The following is an 18,550-nucleotide window of genomic DNA, read 5'->3' on the forward strand; positions in this document are numbered from 1 at the left end:
GTGTTTGGCAACCATATTTGTTTGAATGAAAGGAAATACAAATGCAAACTGTTACCCTCAACATCGACGGCATGACCTGCGGCGGCTGCGTGAAAAGCGTAACCCGTCTTTTGGAAGGCGTAGAAGGCGTGGAAAAAGCAGAAGTCAGCTTGGAAAACAAAAATGCAGTGATTACTTTTGATGAAAGCAAGACAGATACCGACGCGCTGATTGATGCCGTAGAAGACGGCGGCTACGATGTGGCTTTGTAACCGATAAGCGTATTTTTGAATAAAGGCCGTCTGAAACGCTTCAGACGGCCTTTGTCTCTTGATCACTTACTTTTTGCCATTATTTGGATTACACCGCCACACGGGTAAACAAAAGTTTTCGCGCATATCTGAAGCAAAGCGGCGGCAAGTGGCTGCCGTATTACGACGAGGCCTGTACCAAACCGTTAGCGGCCGACTAAGGCTACCTGAAACTTTTCAGGTAACCTGTTTCTATTCTGCCCAAGCCGCCTAACGCTCCTCCAGTCCGGCCAAAATCGCACAATCCGGGCAGTCGTCTCCCGCGCAGGCATCGTGCCAACGTTGCAGCTCGGCCACCATGCCCTGCAAGCGTTCGATTTTGGCCTCCAGCTCGGCGATGTGCCGCGCGGTGAGCGTTTTCACTTCGCGGCTGGTACGCTGCGGGTTGTGTTGCAGGCTCAAAAGCTGCCCGATCTGCGGCAGCGAAAAGCCCACTTCCCGCGCATGGCGGATAAAGCGCAGCCGGACAAGGTCGGCATGTCCGTAGCGGCGGTAGCCCGCTTCGCTGCGCGCGGCCGGGGCGATTAGGCCGTGCTTTTCGTAGTCGCGGATTTGTTTGGCGGAAAGGCTGCTCTCGGCCGCGGCCTGGCTGATGTTCATCATGATGCTTGACCTTTACTTCGGGTAAAGCTTTATAGTGGCGGCACTTAGCGGGAAAGCAAGAGCAGACCCATCATTTCAGGTTACCTGAAAGCTTTGGCTGCAACGGGCTTTAAAACCTCAGCCTCATTCCAACAGAAAGGAAACCCTATGCAAACCATCACATTAAACATCGAAGGCATGACCTGCGGCGGCTGCGTGAAAAGCGTTACCAGCATCCTCGAAGGCGTAAACGGCGTGGACAAGGCCGAAGTGAGCCTGGAAAACAAGAATGCCGTCGTGGAATTCGACCCCGCCCAAACCAACCCCGCCGCGCTGATAGAAGCGGTGGAAGACGGCGGCTTTGATGCGGCTTTGTAAATCGAATCGCAACAAATCGACTGCAACACCCCAAAGGCTACCTGAAATCCTGCTCCGCTTTTTTCAGGTAGCCCAACCACATTCAGAAGGAAGAAACCATGCAACAAAAAGTCCGTTTTCAAATCGAAGGCATGACTTGTCAGGCCTGTGCTTCGCGTATTGAAAAAGTGTTGAACAAAAAAGATTTTGTCGAATCGGCAGGGGTGAACTTTGCCAGCGAGGAAGCGCAGGTTACGTTTGACGACAGCAAAACCTCCGCAGCCGACATCGCCAAAATTATCGAGAAAACCGGCTACGGCGCGAAGGAAAAAACGGAAGACGCGCTGCCGCAGCCCGAAGAAGCAGCGCATGTAAGCTGGAGGCTGTGGCTTTTGTTGGCCATCAATATTCCGTTCCTTATCGGCATGGCAGGGATGATGATCGGGCGGCACGATTGGATGATTCCGCCTGTATGGCAGTTTGCGCTGGCGAGCGTGGTGCAGCTTTGGCTGGCGGTGCCGTTTTACAAAAGCGCGTGGGCGAGCATTAAGGGCGGGTTGGCGAACATGGACGTGCTGGTTACCATCGGTACGGTATCGATTTACCTGTATTCCGTCTATATGCTGTTTTTCAGCCCGCACGCGGCGCACGGCATGGCACACGTGTATTTTGAAGTAGGCGTGATGGTGATCGGTTTTGTGTCGCTGGGCAAATTTTTGGAACACCGCACCAAAAAATCCAGCCTGAACAGCTTGGGCTTGCTGCTCAAACTCACGCCGACCCAAGTCAACGTGCAACGCGATGGCGAATGGAAACAACTGCCCATCGACCAAGTGCAAATCGGCGACCTTATCCGCGCCAACCACGGCGAACGCATTGCCGCCGACGGCATCATCGAGAGCGGCAGCGGTTGGGCGGATGAGAGCCATCTTACCGGCGAATCCAACCCCGAAGAGAAAAAAGCGGGCGGAAAAGTATTGGCGGGTGCGTTGATGACCGAAGGCAGCGTGGTGTACCGCGCCACACAACTCGGCAGCCAAACCCTGCTTGGCGACATGATGAACGCGCTGTCCGAAGCGCAGGGCAGTAAAGCGCCGATTGCGCGCGTGGCAGACAAGGCGGCGGCGGTGTTTGTGCCTGCCGTCGTGGGCATCGCGCTTCTGACTTTTATCGCCACTTGGCTGGTGAAAGGCGATTGGACGGTTGCTCTGATGCACGCCGTTGCCGTTTTGGTAATTGCTTGTCCGTGCGCGCTCGGTCTGGCGACGCCCGCTGCGATTATGGTCGGCATGGGCAAGGCGGTGAAACACGGCATTTGGTTCAAAGACGCGGCGGCGATGGAAGAAGCCGCCCATGTCGATGCCGTCGTGTTGGACAAAACCGGCACGCTGACCGAAGGCAGGCCGCAGGTTGCCGCCGTTTATTGCGTTCCCGACAGCGGCTTTGACGAAGACGCTTTGTACCGCATCGCCGCCGCCGTCGAACAAAACGCCGCTCATCCGCTTGCCCGCGCCATCGTTTCCGCCGCCCAAGCGCGCGGCTTGGAGATTCCTGCCGCACAAAACGCGCAAACTGTTGTCGGCGCAGGCATTACCGCCGAAGTGGAAGGCGTGGGTTTGGTGAAAGCAGGCAAAGCCGAATTTGCCGAATTGACCTTGCCGAAGTTTTCAGACGGCGTTTGGGATATTGCAAGCATTGTTGCAGTCTCAGTCGATAACAAACCTATCGGCGCATTCGCACTTGCCGACGCGTTGAAAGCCGATACCGCCGAAGCCATAGGCCGTCTGAAAAAACACAATATCGATGTTTACATCATGAGCGGCGACAACCAAGGCACGGTCGAATACGTCGCCAAACAACTGGGCATCGCACACGCCTTCGGCAATATGAGTCCGCGCGATAAAGCTGCCGAAGTGCAGAAACTCAAAGCTGCCGGCAAAACCGTGGCGATGGTCGGCGACGGTATCAACGATGCGCCCGCGCTCGCCGCCGCCAACGTCAGTTTCGCCATGAAGGGCGGTGCGGACGTTGCCGAACATACCGCATCCGCCACGCTGATGCAGCATTCGGTCAACCAACTCGCCGATGCCCTGCTGGTGTCGCAGGCAACCTTGAAAAACATCAAGCAAAACCTGTTCTTCGCCTTCTTCTACAATATATTGGGTGTTCCGCTCGCCGCGCTCGGCTTCCTAAACCCTGTTATCGCAGGTGCGGCAATGGCGGCAAGCTCGGTTTCCGTGTTGAGCAATGCCTTGCGCCTGAAACGGGTGAAGATTGAGTGATAATATAAAGGCCGTCTGAAGATTGTTTTTCAGACGGCCTGTCATTTAAGTATTTTTGAAGGAATAATCAGATGAGAACACTTCGTTTATTGTTTGGCTTGGCATTGGTTGCTACGGGGTTTAGCGTGCAGGCTGGGGATTACAGCGAGAAGCAGCACGATAAGCTGATACGAGAATGCAATCGGAACAATCTGGAAAGTTGTGTCACTGCGGCCGTTTGGATGCGCGATTATCTTGAAGCGCCTGCTCATGCTTATCCGTTTCTGAAAAAAGCCTGCGATGGCGGCAATATGCGCGGCTGCAATGTTTTGGGTAATCTGTATCTCAATCCGTCCAGCGGTTTAGGCATGGATTATGCCGCCGCAGTCAAGCTCTACGAGCGAGCCTGTAAAGGCGGTTATGAAAATGCCTGTACCAATTTTGAAGAAACTAAAGCAGAGATGGCGCAAGGCAATACACCAGACCGCGACAGCCGTTTAAACCAACTGAGCGAATCTTGTGCTTTGGAAAACGAATCCGCTTGTCAGGCGTTAATGATGGAAATGCAACGTTGAGCGTCACGCTGAGGCCGTTTGAAGATTGTTTTTCAGACGGCCTTTAATCCATATTTTCTGATTTCGAGACTCAAGCGGGAGTATGTCGTATGGACATGATGTTGTTTACCAATATTGTATTGATTGTTTTATGTATTTTTACCATGTTGCTGGTGTGGTCGCGTAACTGGAAACGCAAGCAGGCGTATTTTGAGAAAATCAAAAGCAATCCGGAAAACCTCAAATGGGTTGGGCAGAATCTGACCGGTCAGGAATGGAAGGATTTGAAAGCCGTGAGCGACCGTTTTGGGCTGCCCATGTTGCAGGCCAAGCAATTAATTGATTTTTATAAAAACAGTCAGCGTTAATTGATAATTTAACGATAGAACTTGACTGAAGTTAAGGCCGTCTGAAATAGCACTCTTATAATAATATAAGTGATATTTCAGACGGCCTTGCTGTTGGTTCAAATAAAGGGAGGAGAACAAAAATGACCGTTTACTTAATCGGCGACTCCGTTCGGCTTGCTTCGGAGCCTTACACGCGCGCCGCTTTGCCTGAGGTGGATATTGTTTCTCCATCGGAAAACTGCCGTTCGTCGCATGATGTGTTAGAGCATATCAGGCAATGGACAGAGGGCGCGACTGTGGGAGACATTATCCACATCAATTGCGGTTTGCACGACATCCGCCATAATCAAGGCTGTAATGAGCCGGTGGCCGATATAAAAACCTATCGCAGCAACCTGATTCAAATTTTTGATTATTTGAAACAGACAGGTGCAAAAATTATTTGGGCGTGCAGTACGCCGTTTTTGGAAAGCGTACACAATATCGTCAAACCCTCGCGCCGCTATCTGGCTGATTTGAAGGCCTATAACCGTGTGGCGGAGGATTTGGCAAGGCAATATGGCTTTGCCATCAATGATTTATACAGCCTGATGTTTGAGCAGGATTTGACTGATGTGATGCTGTGCGACGGGCTTCATTTCAATGAGTTTGGCAGTAAGATGATAGGCAAGGCAGTAGCCGAAGCGATATTGAAACAGTTGTGCTAACTTGACGTAATCCATTTTTATTATGTTTTTAATATTGAGACAGACTTTAAGTTGCAACCCAATATCTTTTGGGATATAGTGATTACTCTTATCAACATGAAACTAAGAAGGAATAAATGATGACTGGCAAATTAGATCAAATCAGCGGTGAAGTAAAAGAGAAAGCCGGCGAAGTTCTTGACGATTCCAAACTCAAAGCTGAAGGCGTAGTTCAACAAGGCGTCGGTAAGACAAAAGAAGTTGCTGCGGATGCTAAAGAAAAAGCAGAAAACTTTGCAGGTGAAGCCAAAGAAAAAGCGGCGCACTTCGCAGGCGAGGCTAAAGAAAAAGTAGAAAACTTTGCAGGTGAAGCCAAAGAGAAAGTAGCACACTTGGCTGAAGAAGCCAAAGAAAAAGCTGAAGGCTTGATTAATGATATTAAAAGCAAATTTTAATATTTAAAGAATAAAAGGCCGTCTGAAAGATTTTTCAGACGGCCTTTGTTTATGGTTTTAAAGTTTAGGCAAACTGTTTGCCAAATTCGATAAACTCGTCTTTTTTGGCTTTGGCTTTGCCGGAGTCGATGGCTTCTTGCGCGGCTTTGACACCGTCCGCCAGCGATGCGACCACATTTCCTGCGTAGAGCGCGGCGGCTGCATTGAGGACGACGATGTCGCGTGCGGCACCGACTTTGCCATCCAGCACTTCGTTCATTTTTTGCAGGGATTCTTGCGCGTTTTCGACTTTGATTTCGTCCAAATTGCGGCGGATTTCCATGCCGAAATCGGCCGGGCTGATATCGTATTCGGTGATTTTGCCGTCTTTCAGTTCGGCAACGCGGGTTTTGCCGGTCAGCGTGATTTCATCCAAACCGCCTTCGCCGCATACAACCAAAACATGTTTGGAGCCCAGTTGTTGCAATACGCGGGAAAGAATGCCGCACAAGTCGATGTGGAACACGCCCAAGAGTTGGTTTGCTGCGCCGGCCGGATTGGTCAGCGGGCCCAAGATATTGAAGATGCTGCGGAAACCGAGCGAACGGCGGACAGGGGCGACATAGCGCATGGCGCTGTGATGGTTGGGTGCGAACATAAAGCCGATGCCAGTTTGCTGAATGCTTTGGGCGACCTGTTCGGGGTTGAGGTTGAGGTTGGCGCCCATTTGTTCCATGACATCGGCAGCGCCGCTGGATGAAGAAACGGAGCGGCCGCCGTGTTTGGCGACTTTCGCGCCAGCCGCCGCTGCGACAAACATGGAAGTCGTGGAAATATTGAAAGTTTTGGCACCATCGCCGCCTGTGCCGACAATATCGACCAAATCATCGGCATTTTCCAGCGGCACTTTGGTGGCGAATTCACGCATTACGCTGGCTGCGGCGGTAATCTCGGAAACGGTTTCAACTTTAATCCGCAGACCGGTCAGAATGGCGGCGATTTTCTCGGGCGGAACTTGGCCGCTCATGATTTGGCGCATGAGGTCGGTCATTTCATCGTAGAAAAGTTCGTTGTTGCTGATGAGGCGTTCAATCGCTTGTTGAGGGGTAATCATGATTGTTCCTTTGTTCGTGTCCGATGTGATTCAGGCCGTCTGAAAATGCGGTTTGAACACTGTCAAACACATTTCAGACGGCCTTTCATTAAGATTTTTGTGGGCGGTAGTCTTTGAATTCTTCCAAGAAGTTTTTCAGCATATCGTGGCCGTGTTCGGTCAGCAGGGCTTCGGGGTGGAACTGTACGCCTTCGACGGCATATTCTTTGTGGCGTACGCCCATGATTTCGCCGTCTTCCGTCCATGCAGTAATTTCGAGGCAGTCGGGCAGGGTGGTGCGGTCGATGGCCAGGCTGTGGTAGCGCGTGCAGTTGACCGGATTGGGCAGGTCTTTAAACATGCCTGTGCCGTGATGGAAAACGGGGGAGACTTTGCCGTGCATCATCGTTTGCGCGCGCACGACATTGCCGCCGAACGCTTCGCCCATGGTTTGATGGCCGAGGCACACGCCCATAACGGGCAGCCTGCCGGCAAAGTGCTGCATGGCCGCAACAGAAATGCCTGCTTCTTTCGGGGAACAAGGGCCGGGGCCGATGACCAGATATTGAGGTTTCAGGGCTTCGATTTCTTCGATGGTGATTTCATCGTTGCAGCGAACCAAAACTTCCTGCCCCAATTCGGCAAAGTATTGGACGATGTTGTAGGTGAAGCTGTCGTAATTATCAATGAATAAAAGCATTTGCAAACCTTTAATGACATTTTGGCAGACAGGATAAGGCCTGCCAAAAGTGTAAAAATCGTTTATGTTTGCATAATATCACAATCTTTACCTTAGGATTACTTAAATACATAAGAACTCATGGTACGGTCAAACCAAGCCAGCAGGAGTTAGCTAGACGTAGGGCAGAATTTGGTAAAAATCGAGATGCCTTGATTCGAGAATGGGAAAAGAATACAGGGAAAAAATGGCCAACTTATACTGAACCTGTAATATCTTCCAGAACTGGTAGGCTTATAAAGCCAACAGGAAGTAAGTATGATGCTCACCATATTCAACCATTAGAAAATAATGGTGGTAATATTTGGCAAAACATTACTCCAGCTAGGTATCCTGAACAGCATCAAGGCGGCATTCATCGGGCAGATGGACCATTAAGAAATCTTCAAAAAAAATTGGATAGATAATATGTTTGAACGAATAAAAAATTCTTCTATTATTGTGAATAATTTCAATGAGTATTCATTATGCCAAGAGAAAAATCTATTTTTTAAATTACTAGATAGTGATTTTCTAGAGTTAGAAAAGCATATCCAAATTCCATATGATTTATTCTGCTTTTGGAAAGAAATTGGTTATGGTTTTCTTACTGTAAATGAAAGTGGAAGTATTCGATCAGAGTCCGATAATCGAATTATGGATCCTTTATCCATTTTAGATATATTGATTGGGGAGTCAGAACAAGTTTCTTCTAATTTTATTATTGAGCCATATCAAGTACCATTTTTCGAAAGATTTAGTGAATATTTTATTTGTTTTGATAGGCGAAATTTAAATAAGCCTAAACAACCTGTCTATTGGATATGGGATATGGAAAATCCCTTAGCTGATTCAATAGAGAGTTTTATTTATAAGTTATTTGAAAATCCTGATTTTTTAAATGAAATTTAGTAAGTTGTAGTAAGCGTAGGTTGGGTTTAAAACCCAACTAAATTAAAAAGATCGTCTGAAATCAGCAAGCCATAGCCCAAAAGGCCGTCTGAAACGGCGGATAAGACAAAACAACTAAAAAATGCTATGCTTTATGTTTTGAACCTAATCTGTTTGAAGTGATGAAAAAGTATCTTATCCCGACTACCGCCGTCGTTGTCGCCGCTGCGCTCGGCACGCCTTATTATCTTGGTGTCAAAGCGGAAGAAAGCCTGACCGAGCAACAAAAGCTGTTGCAGGAATCCGGTTTCCTGACCGTTGAGTCCCACCAATACGATCGCGGCTGGTTCAGTTCAACCGAGACGACCGTCATCCGCCTCAAACCGACCCTGCTTCAAAATACGCAAAAATACCTGCCGGACAATTTGAAAACCGTCCTGCAAGAGCCGATTACGGTCATCAACCACGTGACCCACGGCCCGTTTGCCGGCGGCTTCGGTACGCGTGCACACGTAGAGACCGAGTTCCAATATCATCCGGAAACCAAAAAAGTTTTGGACCGCTTCTTCGGCCAGCAAACGCCGTTGACCATGACCAATACGGTTTACCTTTCCGGCGACGGCAAACTCAGCCTCAATATCCCTGCCTTCGACTATGAAGAGCTTTCCGGTATCAAGCTCAACTGGAAAGGCTTTGGCGGCAATACCGATTACAGCCAAGGCTTCAAAAGCTATCGCCACGATTACCTTGCGCCGTCTTTACAAGTCAAATTGGCCGACAAAGGCGATGTGTCTTTGGAAAACCTGCACTTCCAATCCGAAACGGAAGACGGCCTGACCAAGCTTGCTTTGGGCAAGAGCAGCATTACGCTGGATAAATTCCTGTTGCAATGGAAAGAAAACATCGATTACAACGTTAAGTTGAACGAACTGGTCAACCTTGTGACCAACCTGCAAATCGGTGCATTCATCAATCCGACCGGCACGATTGCTCCATCTAAAATCGAAGTCAGCAAACTGCGTTTCGATACTCAGACCGGCGAAGTTGATAAATTCATCAACAGTGAAGGCCGCTTCCAATTTGAAAGCCTGACTTATGGCGAAGACAAATACGGCCCTCTGGACATCAATGTCGCTGCCGAGCATTTGGATGCGGCATCACTTTTGGCATTGAAAAACAAAATTGCCGAAGTGTCCGTGAAGAAAATGAGCGAAGAAGAAATTCAGGCTTCCTTGATTCAGACGGCCAAAAACGAGGCTTCGGGCCTGTTTACCAATAATCCGGTTTTAAACGTCAAAACCTTCAAATTCACCATGCCTCATGGCGATGTCGATGTCAGCGGCAAACTCGCGTTTAAAGGTTTGGCAGCCAAAGACCTCAACAATTTGGGCGATATGCTGAAGAAAACCGAAGCCGACTTCAACATGAGCGTACCGCAAAAATTGTTGGAGCAGCTCGCCGTCAACCAGGCAAGCAGCCTGTTTAGCGTCAATGCCGAAGATGAAGCCGCAGGCCGCGCCAGTATTGACGATATCAACGAGACCTTGCGCCTGATGGTAGACAGCACCATCAAAAGCATGGCAAGCGAGAAATATCTGACCTTAGAAGACGATAATGTCAAAACCCATCTGACTCTGCAAAACAGCGAGTTGAAATTAAACGGAAAAGTCCTTCAAAGCGACCCGGAACCTGAGTTTGACGAAGCAGACTTTCCCAATAACTAATCCTCAATCACACAAACAGCGGTTTTAGCTTCACTGAAGTTAAAACCGCAAATCAACCCACAATCAAAAAGGAAACCCATGTTCCGTACCATGCTCGGCGGCAAAATCCACCGTGCCACCGTTACCGAAGCCGACCTCAACTACGTCGGCAGCATTACCGTTGACCAAGACCTGCTGGATGCGGCAGGTATTTGCGTGAACGAAAAAGTCGCCATCGTCAACAATAACAACGGCGAACGCCTTGAAACCTACACCATCCCCGGTGAACGCGGCAGCGGCGTCGTTTGCTTGAATGGCGCGGCTGCGCGTTTGGTTCAAAAAGGCGATATCGTGATCATCATGTCTTACGTCATGTTGTCCGAACCCGAAATTGCAGCGCATGAGCCGAAAGTCGTCCTTGTCGATGAAAACAATAAAATCCGCGACGTGATTTCTTATGAGCCGCCGCACACCGTGTTGTAATATTCAAACAAAGGCCGTCTGAAACGTTTCAGACGGCCTGTTTCCCAAATTCAACTTATCTGAAAGGCTTTGCCGTGAATATCCAAATCAACAACATCACCGTCAGCAACGATGCGCCCTTTACCCTTTTCGGTGGCATCAATGTCCTTGAAGACCTCGACTCTACGCTGAAAGCCTGTGAGCAATACGTTAAAGTAACCGATAAACTCGGCATCCCTTACGTGTTCAAAGCCTCTTTCGACAAGGCAAACCGCTCTTCCATCCACTCTTTCCGCGGTGTGGGTTTGGATGAAGGCATGAAGATTTTTCAAGCGGTGAAGCGCGAGTTTAATGTTCCCGTGATTACCGATGTTCACGAGCCTTACCAATGTCAGCCGGTTGCCGAAGTCTGCGATGTCATCCAGCTGCCAGCATTCTTGGCACGCCAAACCGATTTGGTGGTGGCAATGGCGAAAACCGGCAATGTCATCAACATCAAAAAGCCGCAATTCCTCAGCCCGTCTCAAATGAAAAACATCGTCGAGAAATTCCAAGAAGCAGGCAACGAGCAAATCATTTTGTGCGAACGCGGCGCAAACTTCGGCTACGACAACTTGGTGGTCGATATGCTCGGCTTTGGCGTGATGAAAAAAACGTGTCACAACCTGCCCGTTATTTTTGACGTAACCCATTCCCTGCAAACGCGCGAATCCGGTGCTGCCGCATCAGGCGGCCGTCGCGCCCAAGTATTGGACTTGGCGCTTGCCGGCATGGCAACCCGATTGGCCGGTTTGTTCCTCGAATCCCATGCCAATCCAGACCAAGCCAAATGCGATGGCCCAAGCGCATTGCCGCTTGCCCAATTGGAAGACTTCCTGACCCGTGTTAAAGCGATTGATGAAACCGTGAAATCGTTTGCACCTATGGATATTCGTTAAGGGTCAATCAATTAAAAGGCCGTCTGAAAGCAGTTTCAGACGGCCTTTTTATTGGCATTACTGTCCGCGCAAAAACAGTGCGTCCAATTCTTTTAAAGTCAGTTTGACCCAAGTCGGACGGCCGTGATTACACTGGTTGCTGCGCGGCGTATTTTCCATATCGCGCAGGAGCGCATTCATTTCCGGCAGGGTAAGTTGGCGGCCGGCGCGGACGGAGCCGTGGCAGGACATGGTGGCGAGGATGTGGTTTTCGTGTTCTTCGATGGTTTGGCTGCTGCCGACTTGGGCAAGTTCACCCAAAACATCTTTGGCCAATGAAACGACGTCGGCTTTGCTGAGCATGGCGGGAACTGCGCGGACGGCAAGGGTATTGCCGCCCATGTCGGACAGTTCCAGCCCGAAGCCTGCCAGCGTTTCGGCATGATCGGCAAGGGCGGCGCATTCTTCGTGGGACGCGGCAAAGGTTACGGGAATAAGCAGGCGTTGGCTTTGCAGGTTGCCGTTTTCCTGACGTTGGCGTTTCATTTTCTCGTAGTTGACGCGCTCGGCAGCGGCGTGCATATCGATGAGCAAAAGGCTGTCTTCGGCTTGGGCAAGGATGTAGATGCCTAATAATTGGGCAATGGCAAAGCCGAGCGGCGGCAGTTCGGATTGTGATGGAAGGCCGTCTGAAAGCGGCGTATCTGTTTTTTGGGTAGGGATTTCAGACGGCATATTGCCGAAACGTGCCTGCTCGAATTGGCTCAACTCAAGGTCGATATCGTCGGTTTTTTTGTAGAGTTCGGCGTAAGTATTCATGGCCGCGCGGCTTTCGCGCAGGGACAGGCTGCGTTGTTGCGGTGCGCGTGCAGCTTGGTAAGGCATGGGCGCGGTTTTGCCTGATGAACCAAAGGCATTGCGTGTGTCGGATTTGTTGCCTGTCGGGTAGTTGGATGCGCTATCAAACAGATTTTCGCTGTTGTTTTCAGACGGCATTGGTGCAGGCGTAACGCCGGTAATGTCATGCAACACTTCGCCTGCGTTGCTGACGCTTTCGGTCAAGTCGGCACGCGTGTCGGCAAGGGCTTTGTTGAGCGTGTGGAACACGAGTTGGTGTACTTGCTGGCTGTCGCGGAAGCGGATTTCGGTTTTGGTCGGGTGGACGTTGACATCCACGGCTTCGGGCGGCAGGTCGAGAAAGAGGACGAAAGCAGGCGTCAACGCGTTGTGCAAAACGTCTCGGTATGCCTGTTTGACGGCATGGAGCATGACTTTGTCGCGGACAAAACGATGGTTGACGAAGCAGAATTGTTTGTCGGTTTTGCCTTTGGCGAAAGTCGGCTTGGCAATCGCGCCATAGAGCCTTAGCGCGCCATTGCCGCTGTCAATTTCCAATGAGGCCGTCTGAAAATCATCGCCGACAATGGCGGCAATCCGTTCATGCAGGCTTTGTGCAGGAAGTTTGAACACTTGTTTGCCGTCGCGGTTGAGTGAGAAGGCAATGTGCGGATGCGCCAGCGCGAGGCGTTCGAGCATGGTAGCGCAGTGGGCGTATTCGGTGTTTTCAGATTTGAGGAACTTGCGTCGCGCAGGGGTATTGAAGAAGAGTTCGGCGGCTTCGATGGTGGTGCCGACGGGGTGGGCGGCGGCGGTAGGGCTGCTGAGTTTGCCGTCTTCGGCTTTGACTTGGGTCGCATGCGTGCTGTCTTCTTGACGGCTGGTCAGGGTCAGGCGGCTGACGGAGGCGATGCTTGCCAAGCCTTCTCCGCGAAAGCCCATGCTGGCAACGTGTTCCAAATCGTTTAAAGTTTTGATTTTGCTGGTGGCGTGGCGGTGGAGCGCAAGCTCAATGTCGTCCGGATGGATACCGCTGCCGTTGTCGCTGACGCGAATCAGGCGGATGCCGCCGCCGGCCAGCTCGACATCAATCGCTGTCGCGCCTGCATCGATGCTGTTTTCAACGATTTCTTTCAAGGCGTTGGCAGGACGTTCGACCACTTCGCCGGCGGCGATTTGGTTGACAAGATGGTCGGGCAGGGCGGCAATTCGGGACATTGGTTTCTTTCAAAAAAGCAACGGCGGAAGGGGAAATTACAGGTATTTGCGCATCAATTCGCATTCGACGCGGACGGTTTTGTTCAGCTGCAACACGGCAGTACCGAGCGACTCGTAGCGATTGAGCCGATAAAAAGGCACGGAATTGAGTGAGGCATACAGTTTGAGAAAGCTGAGGCCTGCATTTCGTGCCATTTCTTCGGCGCGGCTGAGCAGGGCCGTGCCCAAGCCGAGATTGTGGAAGAGCGGATGGACGTATAAGGCGTCCAGTTGCGCTTCTTTGAAATCGACTTGGAAGAAGCCTTGAATCAGCCCTTTGTATTCGACCACCCACAATGCTTTGTTTTTATCGGAGATGGTTTCCAAATAGCTGTTGATGTCGAGCAGACTTTCCCATGCGTGCATAATGGTTTCATCGTAACTGCGGATGCAGGCGTATTGAACGGCATGCAGATGGGCGTTGTGTATGTCTTGGCAGTCTTTTTCGGTTGCTGGACGGAGGATGGTCAGAAGGCTCATGGCGGATGGTCGGAAAAATTGATTTCAGACGGCCTTTGGCAATCAAAGGCCGTCTGAAAAAAGTGGGTAAGGTTACAGGCTTTGATGTAAGGTTTGTGCGGTTTGGAACGCGTTGTCCGCATCGTTGGCCAAGACGGTAAAGTGGCCCATTTTTCGGCCTTTGCGCGCGGCTTTTTTACCGTAAAGATGCAGATGTGCATTCGGGTTGCTTTGCAGCGGCAGCCATTCTGGTTCGCCGCCGTCTTCCTTCCAAACGTCGCCTAAAATATTCGCCATACAGCAAGAACTCAGCAATTTGGTGTCAGCAGGCGGCAGGTTGCACATCAGGCGAACCTGTTGCTGGAATTGGTCTGCCGCACAGGCGTCGATGGTATGGTGGCCGGAGTTGTGCGGACGCGGTGCGATTTCGTTGACGACCAATTCATGTGTATCGCCGACAACAAACATTTCTACTGCCAATACGCCGACGTAGTTCAATTCATCGGCCAAACGCTGCGCCATTTGTCGCGCCTGTTGCTGAATGTCGGCACTCAGACGCGCAGGGACGATGGAGTAGGCGAGGATGCCGTTTTCGTGAATGTTTTCGGCAGGGTCGAAAGTTTGCACGTTGTCATTGTTCAGACGGCATACGATAACGGAAATCTCGCCGCGCAAGCCCACCATTTTTTCTAAAACGCAATCCACGTCGCCGTGTTCGGCAAATGCGGCTTTGAGTTCATCCAATGTTTTTACGCGGATTTGGCCTTTGCCGTCGTAGCCCAAAGTGGCAGTTTTCAAGATGCCGGGCAAAAATTGTACGCTTTCTTCAGTAATGTCTTCGGCCTTGCAAACTGCTTGATATGGTGCGGTTTGCAGACCTGCTTTTCGTATCCATGCCTTTTCCTGAATGCGGTTTTGCGCGATGGCAACGCAGTCGCCGCTGGGGGAAACATTGGTATGTTTGGCGAGAAAACGCATCGCGTCGGCATTGACGTTTTCAAACTCGGTCGTAACTGCCGCGCATTTTGCTAATTCTTCCAAAGCTGCTTCATTATCAAATGGCGCGCATAAATGGCAGTCGGCAAATTCCGCTGCCGGCGCATTCGGGTCGGGATCGAGTACGGTTACTTTGTAGCCCATGGTTTTGGCAGCAACAGTAAACATTCTGCCTAATTGTCCGCCGCCAAGAATGCCGAGCATAGCAGGAGGGAGGATGGGGGATGTGTTCATGGATAATCGCTTTATAAAGAAATTGGGTAGGGTGTTTGCAGGCCGTCTGAAAAGGGTTTATGGGTTTCAGACGGCCTGATGTTTTAAAGTTTGCCGATAAATTGCGGCGGAACGTTTTCAGTTAACCATACGCCATTGTCCGCCAAATAAAATTGATGTCCTGCCGCAAGCATGGCGACAGTGTCGATGGTCAATACAACCGGCTTGCCGTGTCGGGAGCCGACGTTGACGGCTGTTGCGGCATCGGCAGACAGATGGACAAAATGGCGCGAGGCAGAATGCAGGCCTTGCTCCAAAATAGACGGAACAGAGTGCTCAGCCGTACCGTGATACAAAATCTGAGGAGGCGTTGCCACTTTGTGTTCAACTTGAACTTGTGCCGTCGAATGACCTTGCGCTGCGCGGATGCGTTTGCCGTCTTCTGATACGGTAAACCGTTTTTTATCGTTGTTTTCGACCACTTCCAGCAATACTTCGTAGGTCAGCGGATTACCCGTAAAGCCGCGCTCGGGATGATTTACCTGCGTCAGCAGGGTATCAATATCCACCCAGCCGTCTTTATCCAAAGTAATGCCGATTTGCTCGGGATGATGACGTAAGATAAAGCTGAGGAATTTGCTGATGGATTTTAGTTGTTTTTCTTTTAGTATCATAATCTTATTGTTTAGTCATTTCAGAGCGCAGGCCGTCTGAAAATTATTTATCCAATCCTTCTTGCACCATTTGCGCTGCGCGAATTACTGCCCGGGCTTTGTTTTGGGTTTCCTGCCATTCGGATGTTGGGTCGGAATCGGCAACTACGCCTGCGCCGCTTTGGACGAAGAGGGTATTGTTTTTAATCACGGCAGTGCGGATGGCAATGGCCAAGTCCATGTCGTTGTTGAAACTCCATACGCCGACTGCGCCGCCGTAGATGCCACGTTTGCTCGGTTCGACTTCTTCGATGATTTCCATGGCGCGGACTTTTGGGGCGCCGGAAAGTGTGCCTGCAGGGAAGGTGGCGGCAAGGATGTCCATGTTGCTCATACCGTCTTTCAGACGGCCTTCGACGTTGGAGACGATGTGCATTACATGGGAGTATTTTTCAATCACCATTTTGTCGGTGACTTTGACTTCGCCGGTTTTACTGATGCGGCCGACGTCGTTGCGTCCTAAGTCAATCAACATGACGTGTTCGGCAATTTCTTTGGCATCGCTCAGCAGGTCTTGTTCGTTGGCGAGGTCTTCGGCTGGTGTTTTGCCGCGCAGGCGTGTGCCGGCGATAGGGCGGACGATGACATCGTCGCGTTCTCGGCGGACGAGGATTTCGGGTGAAGAGCCGACAATATGGAAATCGCCGAAATCGTAGTAGAACATATACGGCGATGGGTTCAGCGTACGCAGGGCGCGGTAGAGGGCAAGCGGATTATCGGTAAATTCCATGCTCATGCGTTGGCTGGGGACAACCTGCATGCAGTCGCCTGCAAAGATGTAGTCTTTGATTTTATTGACGCAGGCTTTGAAAGGTTCTTCTTCAAATTCGCTGACTGCTTGGGTTTGTTTGCTGCCGAGGGAAAGCGGGATGGCGCAACTTTGGCGTAGCTGGGTACGGATGTCTTCAAGACGTTCGCGTGCGCGTTCGTAGCCGTTGGCTTGAGACGGATCGGCATAAACAATCAGGTAGATTTTGCCGCTTAGGTTATCCACTACGGCAAGCTCTTGCGAGAGCATCAGGAGGATGTCGGGCGTACCGAGCGGATCGGCTTTGGCCGTATGTTTCAGGCGGTGGGCAAAATGTTCGAAATTGTAGATGGTTTCATAACCGAAGTAGCCGACCAGGCCGCCGGTAAAGCGCGGCAGGCTTGGGATTTCGGGCGTTTTGAAGCGGTTGTGGAAGGCTTCGATAAAGGGCAGGGGATTGCCGTCGTGTTGTTCGACGATTTCGCCGTTTTGATACACATCGACATGTTTGCCGCTGGTTTTGAGATAGTGGCTGCAAGGCAGGCCGATAAAAGAATAGCGGCCGAAGCGTTCGCCACCGACAACGGATTCGAGCAGGTAGGTGAAAGGCTTGTTGGCAAGTTTGAGGTAGATTGAGAGCGGTGTGTCCAAGTCGGCAAGCAGCTCTTGAACGAGTGGAATGCGGTTGTAACCTTGTGCGGCTTGGGCTTGGTATTCTTGTTTGCTGATCATCTTGATAAGTCTTTCAGACGGCCTGTTTTAGGGTGTTAAATCGTGTGAAGAGTATAGCATTTTATTGGGATTGTTGACAGTCTGAGCGTTATGTCAGATATGGAAAACGCCGTCTGAAAAAGACGGCGCGAGGTATCAGGCAAGGGTATTGGAGATTTTGTTTTTCCGGCTTCGTTTCCACTTGAAGAGATAAGCGGCAATAACGGGAATCAGGGCAATAATGGATTTGAATGTCCAGCCTGAATACCATGTACCTTCGGGAACATCGCTTGCAAGCCAAGTGAAGTACGGCCACCAACAGGCAACTAGGCTGCCGAGGAACAGCGGCCAAATATGACGGCTTAAGTTGCGTTGCCATAAAAGGAAACAGATGGCCGCCCAAACGAAAGTCAGTACGGTAATCAGGAGAATGGTGTAGGCATCTGAAATCAGGATGGCGGCAAAGTAGTAGCTGAGTGCGACCCATAATAGGGCAAGTACCAAAACAATAATTTCTTCCGGGCGTTTAAACATGATTTTTCTCTTTTATAGGACTGGCAATGCGTTAATACTATACCCTAAACAAGAAGCGATGATAAGAGTCTTTCAGACGGCCTTGTAGCCGGGTTTGCTATAATGTGCGCAATCAATTTTTTGGAAAGGACAAACCATGACGGCAAACTTTCAAGAAACGCTGAAGGCTTTGGGCAAACAGGCGAAAAAGGAAGCAGCGGAGCGGGAAGCCGAAGCGAAGGCTAAAAAGCAGGTAGAGGATGTGGACTTCAGCAAGGCGGTTGGCAAGGTTACGCCGTTAAAAAATGCCGGTAACTATTATGAACAGCCCCGTGATAAATCACCTATCAAGCCGCGACCTAAAGAAATGGCAACTTTGGAGCAGGAAGATTATTTTTATGTGGGTAGCGGCGGCTGGGAAGAACCGCCGGCTTCGTTCAGTAAAAACGGGCAGGGTAAAAATGATTTGATGCGTTTGCGAAACGGCCATTATCCTGTGGTAGCTGATGTGGATTTGCATGGCTATACGCAGGAAGAAGCGCAGCAGGTATTGAACGAGTTTATTGAGTTTACGAAAAAACGCGGCGTTTGCGGCGAGATTGTCCACGGCAGCGGCTTGGGTTCTGCAGGCTATAAACCGGTTTTAAAAAATATGACGCGCCGCTGGTTGATGCAGCATCCTGATGTGTTGGCTTATGTCGAGCCTCGACAAGGCAATGATGGTGCAGTCAGGATTTTGTTGAAACGTCAACGCCGAGACGATGATTGGAAGCAGTAAAATAAAAAAGCAGTGTCAGTAAGATGA

Annotated in this window: 22 protein-coding genes; 13 read left to right on the plus strand and 9 right to left on the minus strand. The window is 50.4% G+C overall.

What is annotated here, in order from left to right:
• Positions 1–41 precede the first annotated feature (41 nt).
• On the plus strand, positions 42–251 hold the full coding sequence (locus HMPREF2675_RS02345; RefSeq protein ID WP_004519826.1) for a heavy-metal-associated domain-containing protein: 210 nt from the start codon (positions 42–44) through the stop codon (positions 249–251).
• Positions 252–500: 249 nt separating this feature from the next.
• Here HMPREF2675_RS02345 and cueR read toward each other — a convergent pair whose 3' ends face one another.
• Positions 501–893 (minus strand): Cu(I)-responsive transcriptional regulator, encoded by a 393-nt coding sequence (gene cueR, locus HMPREF2675_RS02350; protein WP_070813941.1) that lies wholly within the window; start codon positions 891–893, stop codon positions 501–503.
• 147 nt (positions 894–1,040) lie between these two features.
• Between cueR and HMPREF2675_RS02355 the strand changes: the two genes are divergently transcribed.
• From HMPREF2675_RS02355 to HMPREF2675_RS02380, 6 genes are all read left to right on the plus strand, one after another.
• Positions 1,041–1,250 (plus strand): heavy-metal-associated domain-containing protein, encoded by a 210-nt coding sequence (locus HMPREF2675_RS02355; RefSeq protein WP_003674677.1) that lies wholly within the window; start codon positions 1,041–1,043, stop codon positions 1,248–1,250.
• 98 nt (positions 1,251–1,348) lie between these two features.
• The gene (locus HMPREF2675_RS02360) at positions 1,349–3,511 is read left to right on the plus strand and encodes a heavy metal translocating P-type ATPase (protein WP_070813942.1); all 2,163 of its coding nucleotides are present in this window, start codon (positions 1,349–1,351) and stop codon (positions 3,509–3,511) included.
• A gap of 71 nt (positions 3,512–3,582) precedes the next feature.
• Positions 3,583–4,065 carry an SEL1-like repeat protein gene (locus HMPREF2675_RS02365; protein WP_070813943.1) on the plus strand — a complete coding sequence of 161 codons (483 nt, stop codon included), beginning with the start codon at positions 3,583–3,585 and terminating at the stop codon, positions 4,063–4,065.
• Positions 4,066–4,154: 89 nt separating this feature from the next.
• Positions 4,155–4,412, plus strand: coding sequence for a hypothetical protein (locus HMPREF2675_RS02370; protein ID WP_004519821.1), 258 nt, complete (start codon positions 4,155–4,157; stop codon positions 4,410–4,412).
• Between the two features lie 122 nt (positions 4,413–4,534).
• Positions 4,535–5,101, plus strand: a complete 567-nt coding sequence (locus HMPREF2675_RS02375) for an SGNH/GDSL hydrolase family protein (RefSeq protein WP_070813944.1) — start codon at positions 4,535–4,537, stop codon at positions 5,099–5,101.
• Positions 5,102–5,220: 119 nt separating this feature from the next.
• Complete coding sequence (locus HMPREF2675_RS02380; RefSeq protein ID WP_070813945.1) at positions 5,221–5,535, plus strand: CsbD family protein; 315 nt, start codon at positions 5,221–5,223, stop codon at positions 5,533–5,535.
• A gap of 64 nt (positions 5,536–5,599) precedes the next feature.
• Here HMPREF2675_RS02380 and trpD read toward each other — a convergent pair whose 3' ends face one another.
• Positions 5,600–6,628 carry an anthranilate phosphoribosyltransferase gene (trpD, locus tag HMPREF2675_RS02385; protein ID WP_070813946.1) on the minus strand — a complete coding sequence of 343 codons (1,029 nt, stop codon included), beginning with the start codon at positions 6,626–6,628 and terminating at the stop codon, positions 5,600–5,602.
• A gap of 88 nt (positions 6,629–6,716) precedes the next feature.
• Positions 6,717–7,307, minus strand: a complete 591-nt coding sequence (locus tag HMPREF2675_RS02390; protein WP_070813947.1) for an aminodeoxychorismate/anthranilate synthase component II — start codon at positions 7,305–7,307, stop codon at positions 6,717–6,719.
• Between the two features lie 68 nt (positions 7,308–7,375).
• On the opposite strand from HMPREF2675_RS02390, the gene HMPREF2675_RS02395 reads away from it, so the two are divergent.
• The 5 genes from HMPREF2675_RS02395 (at position 7,376) to kdsA (ending at position 11,319) form a co-directional block, all read left to right on the plus strand.
• Positions 7,376–7,753: a hypothetical protein gene (locus tag HMPREF2675_RS02395; RefSeq protein ID WP_070813948.1), complete on the plus strand. Its 378-nt coding sequence runs from the start codon at positions 7,376–7,378 to the stop codon at positions 7,751–7,753.
• 1 nt (position 7,754) lies between these two features.
• Positions 7,755–8,237, plus strand: a complete 483-nt coding sequence (locus HMPREF2675_RS02400; protein WP_070813949.1) for a hypothetical protein — start codon at positions 7,755–7,757, stop codon at positions 8,235–8,237.
• A 161-nt stretch (positions 8,238–8,398) separates the two neighbouring features.
• The gene (locus tag HMPREF2675_RS02405; RefSeq protein WP_070813950.1) at positions 8,399–9,940 is read left to right on the plus strand and encodes a YdgA family protein; all 1,542 of its coding nucleotides are present in this window, start codon (positions 8,399–8,401) and stop codon (positions 9,938–9,940) included.
• A gap of 78 nt (positions 9,941–10,018) precedes the next feature.
• Complete coding sequence (panD, locus tag HMPREF2675_RS02410) at positions 10,019–10,402, plus strand: aspartate 1-decarboxylase (RefSeq protein ID WP_003678944.1); 384 nt, start codon at positions 10,019–10,021, stop codon at positions 10,400–10,402.
• A 74-nt stretch (positions 10,403–10,476) separates the two neighbouring features.
• A complete protein-coding gene (kdsA, locus tag HMPREF2675_RS02415) occupies positions 10,477–11,319 on the plus strand; it encodes a 3-deoxy-8-phosphooctulonate synthase (RefSeq protein ID WP_003747068.1) in 843 nt (280 codons plus the stop codon).
• 57 nt (positions 11,320–11,376) lie between these two features.
• Here kdsA and mutL read toward each other — a convergent pair whose 3' ends face one another.
• The 6 genes from mutL to HMPREF2675_RS02445 all read right to left on the minus strand — a co-directional run bounded on the left by mutL (position 11,377) and on the right by HMPREF2675_RS02445 (position 17,766).
• A complete protein-coding gene (gene mutL / locus HMPREF2675_RS02420) occupies positions 11,377–13,353 on the minus strand; it encodes a DNA mismatch repair endonuclease MutL (RefSeq protein ID WP_070813951.1) in 1,977 nt (658 codons plus the stop codon).
• 36 nt (positions 13,354–13,389) lie between these two features.
• The gene (locus tag HMPREF2675_RS02425) at positions 13,390–13,872 is read right to left on the minus strand and encodes a GNAT family N-acetyltransferase (protein WP_070813952.1); all 483 of its coding nucleotides are present in this window, start codon (positions 13,870–13,872) and stop codon (positions 13,390–13,392) included.
• A 72-nt stretch (positions 13,873–13,944) separates the two neighbouring features.
• Positions 13,945–15,081: a 5-(carboxyamino)imidazole ribonucleotide synthase gene (locus tag HMPREF2675_RS02430; RefSeq protein ID WP_070813953.1), complete on the minus strand. Its 1,137-nt coding sequence runs from the start codon at positions 15,079–15,081 to the stop codon at positions 13,945–13,947.
• Between the two features lie 83 nt (positions 15,082–15,164).
• Positions 15,165–15,734 (minus strand): RNA 2'-phosphotransferase, encoded by a 570-nt coding sequence (locus tag HMPREF2675_RS02435; RefSeq protein WP_070813954.1) that lies wholly within the window; start codon positions 15,732–15,734, stop codon positions 15,165–15,167.
• A gap of 43 nt (positions 15,735–15,777) precedes the next feature.
• Positions 15,778–17,253: an anthranilate synthase component I gene (trpE, locus tag HMPREF2675_RS02440; protein ID WP_070813955.1), complete on the minus strand. Its 1,476-nt coding sequence runs from the start codon at positions 17,251–17,253 to the stop codon at positions 15,778–15,780.
• A 135-nt stretch (positions 17,254–17,388) separates the two neighbouring features.
• Positions 17,389–17,766, minus strand: coding sequence for a hypothetical protein (locus tag HMPREF2675_RS02445; RefSeq protein WP_070813956.1), 378 nt, complete (start codon positions 17,764–17,766; stop codon positions 17,389–17,391).
• A gap of 136 nt (positions 17,767–17,902) precedes the next feature.
• On the opposite strand from HMPREF2675_RS02445, the gene HMPREF2675_RS02450 reads away from it, so the two are divergent.
• Positions 17,903–18,523, plus strand: coding sequence for a Smr/MutS family protein (locus tag HMPREF2675_RS02450; protein WP_070632886.1), 621 nt, complete (start codon positions 17,903–17,905; stop codon positions 18,521–18,523).
• Positions 18,524–18,550: the final 27 nt, after the last annotated feature.

The sequence above is a fragment of the Neisseria sp. HMSC061H08 genome, from assembly GCF_001836795.1.
GTDB lineage: Bacteria > Pseudomonadota > Gammaproteobacteria > Burkholderiales > Neisseriaceae > Neisseria > Neisseria subflava_A.